Raw genomic sequence first — 9,492 nt, forward strand, 5'->3', positions numbered from 1 at the left:
TCCTCGGGCTTATGATCTGACGCCTTCGCGAGCAAGCCCGCTCCCACATTGGATCTGTGATCGACACAAATCCAATGTGGGAGCGGGCTTGCTCGCGAAGAGGCCATCAGCCGCGCCCGAACCCTCCAGCAAAAATCGGTAGTCATCCGCGCCAAAGCGCATTAGCTTTGACGTCTTGTCACGAGCATGAGTCGAGGTGTGCGATGGAGCTTCAAACATGGCTGGCATTCTTTGCCGCCTGCTGGGTGATCAGTCTGTCCCCGGGCGCGGGCGCCATTGCGTCGATGTCCAGCGGTCTGCAATACGGTTTCTGGCGCGGTTACTGGAACGCCCTCGGCCTGCAGATCGGCCTGGCGGTGCAGATCGCGATTGTCGGCGCCGGTGTCGGCGCGATCCTCACCGCATCGGCCACCGCATTCCACGCGATCAAATGGTTCGGTGTGGCGTATCTGGTCTATCTGGCGATCAAGCAGTGGCGTGCGCTGCCGATGGACATGAGCGATGACGCGGCGGTACGGCCGATCGGCAAGCCGCTGGCGCTGGTGTTCCGTGGGTTTCTGGTGAACATCAGTAACCCCAAGGCGCTGGTGTTCATGCTCGCGGTGTTGCCGCAGTTCATCAATCCCCACGCACCGCTGCTGATTCAGTATGTGGTGATCGGTGCGACCATGATCTGCGTGGATCTGATTGTCATGGCCGGTTACACCGGGCTGGCGTCCAAGGTGCTGCGCCTGTTGCGTACACCGCAGCAGCAGAAACGCATGAACCGCACCTTTGCCGGGCTGTTCATCGGTGCGGCGGCGTTCATGGCGACGTTGCGTAAAGCGGCGGTGTAAAACCCGCAGGCAGAAAAAAGGCGACCTCTTGAGGTCGCCTTTTTATTCCTACGGATTTCTCCAGTGAACTCCGCTGTAGCGAGGGGATTCATCCCCGATGGGGCGCGAAGCGGCCCCGCTCTTGACCTGACAAGAAGGGGCCTGCTGCGCAGTCCATCGGGGATGAATCCCCTCACCACAGAGTTATTCACTCAGCCGGTCAGTGCAAAATCACCGGCGCGGTATCACGCGGCAGATTGTTGCGCTGCTGCGCCTCACGCGGCTGCTCGTAACCGCCGCCACCGAGCTGCATGCTCAGTTGCCCGGCCACGTCCTCACCCAGCGCTTTCGACACTTCACGTACCACGCGAGGGCGATTCAGCGAGATCTTGATGTCGCGGCCGTTCACCAGTTTGGTGTCCTGCGCTTCGCCCATTGCCGTGAAGGCCGAGGTGATCTCGTAGGTCTTGGTGTTGATCAGGCTGAAATCCGCCACCAGCGTCAGGCCCAGCACCGCCGAATAACTGTCGGTGTGCGCCAGCTCGTTCATGTCCTGGGTGAAGTCGATGTCCGACACGGTGCCGAACAGCACGTAGTCGGCACCCTTGAAGTTGCCGGCCTTGATGCGCTTGATCACGTCGTAGACGTCACCCTTGGACGACGCGGTGTACGGCGTGCCCTGCACCAGCTGGAACATGCCGGTGCGGAGGATCTCGCCCTTGATGTCGCCGGTGAATTTACGCAGCTCACCTTGTTCGATGTAGCTGGTGGTCGCTTCCAGCTCGTTGTAGTTCGACGAACCACTGGAGCTGTAGTAACCCTCGCGGTAATTGTTCTGCGCCGAAACGATGTGGATGTACTGCTCCACCCGTTCCTGATACGCCAGATCCGTTACCGCGACTTTCGGGGCCGCTTGCACGCTGAAGGCGCAAGCCAGGGCCATCATGCCAATCCATGCGCGCATCAATTAACGCTCCGTGGTTTTGCGGATCTCTTTTTCGTCCATCCACTCGGCCAGACCGCTTTCGACGTCGATCAGTTGCAGGCTGAATTTGTAGAAGACGTCCTTGTAGTCGCTGCTGCGCTTGACGATCGAGCTGATCGAGCCTTCCAGACGGTATTTGGCGGCGATCATGTTGCCGGTCTTGGCCACGGTGCTCTTCTTGTACAGGCCGCTCTGGTTCTGCAGCTTGAGCTGGTCGACCTGGCTCTGCATCGCGGTGTTGTCGCTGGCGAAGCGGGCGGTGCCGGACTTCATCAGCTGAGTCTTGATGCTGGTGGTGATTTCGCGGGTATCGATGTACTCGCTGGTCTTGTTCTTCACGTCGTAAACCTGCACCACCGGGCGGCCCTGCAGAATGCCGGACTGGGCCAGCGAGCGGGTCATCGATTCGGCGATCATTTGCAGGTCGGTCGAGCCGAATTCGTTGGTCACGGTTTCAACCGCTTTGGTGTCGCCGTAGCTGATGTTCTTGCTGCCCAGGGTCGGCGAGGTGTTGGCGCAACCGGAAGCCAGCAGGGCGAGGACAGCGATCAGGGAAAAGCGTGCAAACATGGGAATGCTCTCTAAAACAGGAATAGGGTGGCGGACTTAAGGCGTCTTGAGTTCCAGGCGGAAATCCACGGCTTTCGGGGTCGGGGCGATGCCCTGGATGAAGCTGGTCTGAGCGCCGTACATCATCTGGCTTTTCCAGACTTCTTCTTCGGCGATCGGGAAACCTTCCGGGCCCAGCCAGGCGAAACGGTAGTAGAACGTCTTGTTGCTGTTGAGGGTGTTGGTCAACTGCACATTGACGGTCATGAAGCCGTTCTCTCGGGCGACGCGCATGGCGCCGACCGCGATGTGTTTCTGCGGACCCATGGCCACGACCTTGCTCGCGGCGCTGCCCGGCTCAGGAGGTGGCGGGGTGGCGCAGCCGCTGGCCAGCACGGCGAGGGCGGCAACGGCGAAGAGTTTGAAGCGCATGCAAAGACTCCGTTCTTAAGGTTGTTTGAGGCTGGCGACGTTGGTCGCGCCGGCGCTCGGAATGACGTGGGCGGCGACGCCACCGGCAAATACCTGATTGCCCACGGCACGCAGGCTGATCACTTGATAACGCTGATCGACGGTGACCTTGACCAGCGAGCCGCCGACAGCGCTCGGCAGACTGACTTGATGCTCGCCTTTCTTCAAGCGCAGACGCACCACTTGGGTGTTGTCCGGCAGGGTGCGCCACGTACGGGTATCGGCACCTTCCAGCACAGCTGAAGAAATACCCACGGCCAGACCGGCCAGCGGGTTGGTTTCATTGATCTTCTTCTGCGCCACACCTTTGGTGATTGCGCGCACGGTGGTGCGCACGATGATCCCCGGCATGTCATCGCGCAGGGCGCGGCGCGACATGGCGGTGGTGCTGTTGAGGGCGGTCAGGTTGACTTGCTGGCCATCGACGCCAATCTGCGTGAATGGTGCGGTAGAGGTGTCAGGCTTGATGATCGGGAACGACAGCGGGGTGATCACCACGTTGTTGGAGATCGGCAATGGCAGCGGCACGCGGATCGAATCACGCGAGGGTGCCAGACCGCTTTGCACGACGATCAGGATATCGCTGTCGTCGGACTTGCTCGGCTTGTCGAGGTTGACCAGCGCCTGCTCCAGCAGCGGGGTGTTCGGGCGCAGTTCGGCCGCCTTGCGGTAGCCCGGCGCAGCCAGGTCTTTCTCGCCCAGGGCTTCGTAGACGAAACCGGCCAGGTAATGGCTGAACGCACTCTGGTAGCTGTTTTTCAGGCTGACCACTTCTGGCGCGTCGAGGCTGGCGACCGGGTAGCCTTGCAGATCCTTGTACTGAGTCTTGATGCCTTCTTTCTCGGCCTCTTCCTCACTCTTGAGGTATTCCTTGTCGCGCAGGTCGGCGATCACCGCTTCACGTTCGTGAGTTTTCTTGATCGCGGTGCGGGCGCCATCGAAGTCATTGACTGCCAGCAGGTTGAGGGCCATCTGCGTGGTCAACATGACTTTTTCGTAGTCGTAGCCTTCGTAGCGACGCACCTTGTCGTTGACCAGGAAGCTGCCGAACTGAGCCAGGTATTTACCGGTGTCGAGCTTGACCGAATCTTCCCACTGGCCAACCACCTGATCGGCGCTGGTCCAGGCGTTCTGGCTGCCGGACAGGTCGCCCTTGGCGCGCAGCAACTCACCTTTCTCGAAGTAATAGAGCAGGTCTTTGTCCGGACCGGTGTTGTTCTTTTCCAGCAGGCTCAGCGCGGCGTCGACGTTGCCGGTGGCCAGTTGCTGGTTGGTCTGGGCCAGTTCCGAATCGTAGTTGCGAAACGCCGAACAGCCGGACAGCAGAGTAACCGCGCTGAGCGCGATCAAGGTGGGAGTGCGCAATGCCATGGGGGTACTTCTTCCCTGAGCTAGTAACTGCATCAGCCGCCTGTGCTGGTCGGGCTGGTGTGACCCATCGACAGTGGCGCTGGCCTCCTGCCAATTCCTCATAACCAGAGGAGCTTTTATGCCGCGTTGCTATAGCGCGGGCGCGGCATTATAAGCGGGCGATGCTGGCCATGTAATAGCTTTTTAATCGCACTTGTTAGTTTGGTGCCATTACTCCTCTGCATTATCTGACACCTTTCGTTCATGGCGTTTCGGGCAGGACCAATGCCGATCCGACGTAATAGTTCTGGCCCATGAATACCCGCAGGTTGAACACTTGATGGCTGCGGTCGACGCGTACCGTGAACCCGTCTTCTGCACGAAAATACGGAAAGCGCACGCGGTGCAGGCCTTTTTTCAGGCGCAGACGGGCGACCAGGGTTTTGTCCGGCAGCGTGCGCCAGGTTCTAGTGTCAGCCTCTTCAAAAGGATCAGGATCGGTCACCACCAACGACGCCTTGGACGGATCGCGCTCGTTCTTTTGCGCCTGGCTGATGGCGGCCATGTTGGCGCGGAACATGGCGCGAGAGATGATCGCCGGCATGTCATCGCGCAAGGTGCGGATGGCCATGTCCGACACGCTGTTAATCATGGTCAATGGGTGCTTTTTACCGTCGACGAGGATCTGGGTCACGCCAGGTGTGAGGGTGTCGGGCACCATCACCGGGAACGAGATCGGTGCAACAATCGTCAGGTTTTCGTTCAGCCGCACCGGGATCGGCACTTGCACCGAACTGCGTGCCGGGGCGAAACCGGCCTGGACCACGATCAGAATCTCGCTTTCATCGGCTGCCGGTCCGGGTTTGTCCAGGTTGCGCAAAGCGTTTTCGAGCAGCGGCACGCCCGGGCGCAATTCGATCGCCTGTCGATACCCCGGCGCTGCGAGCGCGCGTTCGCCCAGCGCTTCATAAGTGAAGCCGGCCAGATAATGGCTGAATGCACTCTGGTAGCCGTTCTTCAGCTCAAGCACTTGCGGGGCATCGAGGATGGCCACCGGATAGCCTTCCAGATCCTTGTAGTGCAAGGTGATGCCCTGTTGCGTAGCTTGCTCTTGCGCTTCTTCGTATTGCCGCTCCCGCTGGCGGGCGATCAGGGTTTCGCGCTCGTGGGTTTTCTTGATGTCGGCGCGGGCCCCGTCGAAATCGTTTTCCGCCAGTTGGTTGAGGGCCATTTCGGTGGTCAGCATGACTTTTTCGTAGTCGTAGCCTTCGTAACGCTGCAGCTTGTCATTGACCAGCATGGTGCCCATTTCATTACCGAAACGGGTCAGCAACTTCATGCCTGCGGAGGGCACGGCTTCTTCGCGCTGAAAAATCATCCGGTCAGCACTGCGCCACGCTTCCTGGCTTTTTGGCAGGTTGGTGCCGGCGCTGAGGATCGCGCCGCGTTCCATGAAATACAGCAGATCCTTGTCTTCCCAAGGATTGTGCAGCTCCATCAGATAAAGCGCTTCGTTGAGATTGCCCTGCGCCATCTGATCGATGGTCTGCTGCATTTCCTGATCGTAATTGCGGTAAGCGGCGCACCCGCTCAGTTGCATGATGAGGCTAAGCAGCAGGTAGAGCGGCAGGCAATGGCGCATGGAGACGGGTTCTTCCTTGAACGGCAAAAGCACGGAGGTGACGCATTATAAGGGCGCTTTGCTGCTGCCGGGTGGACAAGGATTGCGCTAGGCTTGCGCGCTCAGCGCTCAACAGATCCGGGGCTTTAATGAATCAACTGCAAGCCATGCGCGCGTTTCGTTGCATCGTCGAGTGTCGCGGGTTCAGCGCCGCTGCCGAGCGCCTCGACACCACTCACTCGACCATCTCCCGGCAGTTGCAGCAGCTGGAACGCGAGCTGGGCACGCGGCTGATCAATCGCAACACCCGAGGTTTCAGCCTGACCACGGCGGGGCAGCAGTATTACGCGGCGTGCGTGGACATTCTCGATCGCCTCGATCAAGCCGCACTGGCGGTGGGGCAGGCACATGAAAGCCCCAGCGGTGTGCTGCGCATCAGTGCACCGATGGTCATCGGTACGCTGGAACTGGCGAGCTGGTTGCCGGCGTTTCAGCAGCGCTATCCCGAGATTGAAGTGGACCTGTCCTGCGATGACCGTTTCGTCGATCTGATCGCCGAGGGTTTCGATGTGGCCCTGCGCATCTGCGGGCCGTTGGCCGATTCATCCATGGTGGCGCGGTTGCTGACTGTCTCGGACATGTTGCTGGTGGCTTCGCCTGTGTATGTGGCGCGCAATGGTTTGGTGCGCCAGGTGCGCGAACTCGCCGAGCAGCAGTTGCTGGCGTTTGCCGGTGGCAGCGATTGGGTGCTGACCGATACGCGTGGACTCACCACCAGCGTGCGCGTGCAGGGCCGGTTCAAGGCCGATTCGATCAGTTCGCTGCACGCCGCCGCGTTGGCCGGGGTTGGCATCGCCGCGTTCACTCGGGCCACAGTGCAGGACGATCTGTTCAGCGGCCGGCTGGTGCAAATCCTGCCCAACTACAGCCTTGGGCGGCGCCACTATTACGCGCTCTATCCGCATGCCCGGCACGTCGCGCTGAAGGTGCAAGTGTTCGTCGAATTCATGCTTGAGCACTACCGCAACACCGCCGCTGCGCTGCGTTAAAACGCCACGAGACGTCGACAAAGCTTGAGTGAAAGGCGTTCGAAGTGAACAATATGTAACTTCGCATTTCCATTTGAGACTCATTCATGACTGCCGCGTCCCGATTCCTGGCCTGGCTGGTGTTCCCGCTGTTTGCCCTGAGCAGTTTCAACCTGCTGGCCGACACCGTGGAAGGCGCCCCGCAGGCGCTGCACCTGCTCGATTACATCAGCGCCGACTACCCGCCGACGGTCGAGGCGGGCAAGGTCGTCGACGACGGCGAATACCGCGAGCAACTGGAATTCACCCAGGTGCTGCAAGGGCTGATCGCAGCTCTGCCGGCCAAACCGGAGAAGGCTGCGCTGGAGCAGGGTGTCGAGGCTCTGCACGCCGCCATCACGGCGAAACAGGACGGCGCCGACGTCGCGCGTCAGGCCCGACAACTGGGGGCGAAACTCGCGGTGGCGTATGAAGTCAGCCAGGCGCCGATCATCACTCCCGATCCGACCCGGGGCGCGCCGCTGTACGCGCAGAACTGCTCGGTATGCCACGGTGAAACCGGCGCCGGTGACGGCCCGGCGGGGCTCGGCATGACGCCGCCGCCAGCCAATCTGCGCGATGCCGCACGCATCGATCACCTGAGCCTGTACGCGATCTACAGCACCCTCGGCCAAGGCGTCGAAGGCACCGACATGCCGGCCTTCGCCGATCAACTGGACGACCGTCAGCGTTGGGATCTGGCGACCTACATTGCCGGTTTCAGTGCCGACCCGGCCGCGGCCAAGTCCGACAAGACCTTCAACATCGCCGATCTGGCGCGCCAGACCCCGGCCGAGGTGCAGGCCGCCGAAGGCCCGCAGGTCGCCGCAAGCTTCCGTGCCCAGCGCGCGCAGCCGCCGCAGGTCAAGCGTGGCCCGGCGCAGCTGCTCGACTACACCGCCGCCACGCTGGACAAGAGTCTGGCGGCATACCGCGCCGGCGAGCACGATCAGGCCTATGACCTGTCGGTGGCGGCGTATCTGGAAGGTTTCGAGCTGGTCGAAAGCTCGCTGGACAACGTCGACGCCAACGTGCGCAAGGACACCGAAAAATCGCTGATGGCCTACCGTCAATCGTTGCAGGACGGTTTGCCGGTGGCGCAAGCCGAACAGCGCCTGGACGCGGCCAAGGGCAAGTTGAAAGAGTCCGCCGAACTGCTCGGCAGCGATGGCCTGAGCTGGTCGCTGAGCTTTATCTCCGGCCTGCTGATTCTGCTGCGCGAAGGCCTCGAAGCGATTCTGGTGCTGGCGGCGATCCTCGCGTTCCTGCGCAACACCGGCCAGCAGTCGGCAGTGCGCAGCGTCAACATCGGTTGGGGCCTGGCGCTGCTCGCCGGTCTTGGCACCTGGGCGCTGGCGGCGTATGTGATCGACGTCAGCGGCTCGCAGCGTGAACTGCTCGAAGGCGCCACGGCGCTGTTCGCCAGCGTCATGGTGCTGTGGCTCGGTGTGTGGATGCACGACCGGCGCCACGCCGCGGCCTGGCAGGATTACATCAAGCAGAGTCTGGTCGGCGGCGGCGGGCGTTTCGGCTTCGCGATCCTCGCGTTCTTCTCGGTGTACCGCGAGTTGTTCGAAGTGATCCTGTTCTACGAAACCCTGTGGCTGCAGGCCGGCCCCGCCGGGCATGACGCGGTGCTGGCCGGTGGTGCGACCGCACTGGTGCTGCTGATCGGTCTGGCCTGGGTGATCCTGCGCGGCTCGGCAAAACTGCCGCTGGCGCTGTTCTTCAGCATCAACGCCGGTCTGCTCTGTGCCTTGTCGGTGGTGTTCGCCGGGCATGGCGTGAAAGCGCTGCAGGAAGCCGGGATCTTCGGCACGCGACCGGTGGCGTTCTTTGAATTCGACTGGCTGGGGATTCACGCCGACGCCTATTCGCTGACGGCTCAGGCCGTGGCGATTCTGGCGATTGTTGTGCTGTACGGACGGAGTCGGATCGCGGAGAAGAAGCGGGTCACTGCTTAACACATTCGCTGCGCTCACATTCGCGGGCAAGCCACGCTCCCACAGGTTTAGCGTTAACCTTGTGGGAGCGGGCTTGCCCGCGATGCTTTTTTGAAGAGGAAAAAATCATGCGTGTATGGATCGATGCCGACGCTTGCCCCCGGGCCGCCAAGGATCTGGTGGTGAAGTTCGCCCTCAAGCGCCAGTTCGAAGTGGTGCTGGTGGCCGGGCAGCCGCAGACCAAGCCGGGGCTGGCCATCGTCAAACTGATCGTGGTGCCCAGCGGTCCGGATGCGGCGGACGATTATCTGGTCGAGCACGCGGTGCCTGGTGAGCTGGTGATCTGCAGCGATATCCCGCTGGCCGATCGTCTGGTGAAGAAGGGCGTGGCGGCGCTGGACCCGCGCGGCAAGGAGTTCGATGCGCAGAACATGGGCGAGCGGCTGGCGGTGCGCAACCTGTTCACCGACCTGCGTGAGCAGGGCCAGATCAGCGGCGGCCCGGCACCGTTCGGCGAGCGTGAGAAGCAGGCGTTTGCCAATGCGCTGGACCGCATCCTCACCCGCCTGACCCGCAAACCTTGAAATAATCACCATTCCCCTGTGGGAGCGGGCTTGCTCGCGAAGGCGTCGAATCAGACAACATTGATTTGAATGACACACCGCTTTCGCGCGCAAGCCGGCTCCCACAA

The 9,492-nt window shown here is 61.4% G+C and carries 9 protein-coding genes; 4 read left to right on the plus strand and 5 right to left on the minus strand.

All coding sequences use genetic code 11. The annotated features are described in order from the left end of the window. Positions 1 to 203 precede the first annotated feature (203 nt). Positions 204 to 836: a LysE family transporter gene (locus QMX91_RS25730; RefSeq protein WP_027610461.1), complete on the plus strand. Its 633-nt coding sequence runs from the start codon at positions 204 to 206 to the stop codon at positions 834 to 836. A 199-nt stretch (positions 837 to 1,035) separates the two neighbouring features. Here the strand turns inward: QMX91_RS25730 and QMX91_RS25735 are convergent, their stop codons facing one another. From QMX91_RS25735 to QMX91_RS25755, 5 genes are all read right to left on the minus strand, one after another. Beyond that, positions 1,036 to 1,779, minus strand: coding sequence for a hypothetical protein (locus QMX91_RS25735; RefSeq protein ID WP_027610462.1), 744 nt, complete (start codon positions 1,777 to 1,779; stop codon positions 1,036 to 1,038). A gap of 3 nt (positions 1,780 to 1,782) precedes the next feature. Next, on the minus strand, positions 1,783 to 2,370 hold the full coding sequence (gene lpoB, locus QMX91_RS25740) for a penicillin-binding protein activator LpoB (protein WP_003229365.1): 588 nt from the start codon (positions 2,368 to 2,370) through the stop codon (positions 1,783 to 1,785). 36 nt (positions 2,371 to 2,406) lie between these two features. Further along, positions 2,407 to 2,781, minus strand: coding sequence for a YcfL family protein (locus QMX91_RS25745; RefSeq protein ID WP_065258120.1), 375 nt, complete (start codon positions 2,779 to 2,781; stop codon positions 2,407 to 2,409). A 15-nt stretch (positions 2,782 to 2,796) separates the two neighbouring features. Beyond that, complete coding sequence (locus QMX91_RS25750; protein WP_134784939.1) at positions 2,797 to 4,191, minus strand: hypothetical protein; 1,395 nt, start codon at positions 4,189 to 4,191, stop codon at positions 2,797 to 2,799. A gap of 241 nt (positions 4,192 to 4,432) precedes the next feature. Further along, on the minus strand, positions 4,433 to 5,812 hold the full coding sequence (locus QMX91_RS25755; protein ID WP_139055140.1) for a hypothetical protein: 1,380 nt from the start codon (positions 5,810 to 5,812) through the stop codon (positions 4,433 to 4,435). Positions 5,813 to 5,940: 128 nt separating this feature from the next. Between QMX91_RS25755 and QMX91_RS25760 the strand changes: the two genes are divergently transcribed. The 3 genes from QMX91_RS25760 to QMX91_RS25770 all read left to right on the plus strand — a co-directional run bounded on the left by QMX91_RS25760 (position 5,941) and on the right by QMX91_RS25770 (position 9,385). Then, positions 5,941 to 6,840 carry a LysR family transcriptional regulator gene (locus QMX91_RS25760; protein WP_282413570.1) on the plus strand — a complete coding sequence of 300 codons (900 nt, stop codon included), beginning with the start codon at positions 5,941 to 5,943 and terminating at the stop codon, positions 6,838 to 6,840. Positions 6,841 to 6,926: 86 nt separating this feature from the next. Beyond that, positions 6,927 to 8,822: an FTR1 family protein gene (locus tag QMX91_RS25765; RefSeq protein ID WP_282413571.1), complete on the plus strand. Its 1,896-nt coding sequence runs from the start codon at positions 6,927 to 6,929 to the stop codon at positions 8,820 to 8,822. A gap of 107 nt (positions 8,823 to 8,929) precedes the next feature. Next, positions 8,930 to 9,385 carry a YaiI/YqxD family protein gene (locus QMX91_RS25770; protein WP_098966204.1) on the plus strand — a complete coding sequence of 152 codons (456 nt, stop codon included), beginning with the start codon at positions 8,930 to 8,932 and terminating at the stop codon, positions 9,383 to 9,385. Positions 9,386 to 9,492: the final 107 nt, after the last annotated feature.

It is taken from the genome of Pseudomonas sp. PS01299, from assembly GCF_029960145.1.
GTDB classification, from domain to species: domain Bacteria; phylum Pseudomonadota; class Gammaproteobacteria; order Pseudomonadales; family Pseudomonadaceae; genus Aquipseudomonas; species Aquipseudomonas putida_A.

Bases quoted from the DNA above. Each gene is read 5' to 3' on its own strand.
- QMX91_RS25730 (WP_027610461.1), top strand. From the start codon at position 204: ATGGAGCTTCAAACATGGCTGGCATTCTTTGCCGCCTGCTGGGTGATC.
- QMX91_RS25735 (WP_027610462.1), bottom strand. From the start codon at position 1,779: ATGCGCGCATGGATTGGCATGATGGCCCTGGCTTGCGCCTTCAGCGTG.
- lpoB (WP_003229365.1), bottom strand. From the start codon at position 2,370: ATGTTTGCACGCTTTTCCCTGATCGCTGTCCTCGCCCTGCTGGCTTCC.
- QMX91_RS25745 (WP_065258120.1), bottom strand. From the start codon at position 2,781: ATGCGCTTCAAACTCTTCGCCGTTGCCGCCCTCGCCGTGCTGGCCAGC.
- QMX91_RS25750 (WP_134784939.1), bottom strand. From the start codon at position 4,191: ATGGCATTGCGCACTCCCACCTTGATCGCGCTCAGCGCGGTTACTCTG.
- QMX91_RS25755 (WP_139055140.1), bottom strand. From the start codon at position 5,812: ATGCGCCATTGCCTGCCGCTCTACCTGCTGCTTAGCCTCATCATGCAA.
- QMX91_RS25760 (WP_282413570.1), top strand. From the start codon at position 5,941: ATGAATCAACTGCAAGCCATGCGCGCGTTTCGTTGCATCGTCGAGTGT.
- QMX91_RS25765 (WP_282413571.1), top strand. From the start codon at position 6,927: ATGACTGCCGCGTCCCGATTCCTGGCCTGGCTGGTGTTCCCGCTGTTT.
- QMX91_RS25770 (WP_098966204.1), top strand. From the start codon at position 8,930: ATGCGTGTATGGATCGATGCCGACGCTTGCCCCCGGGCCGCCAAGGAT.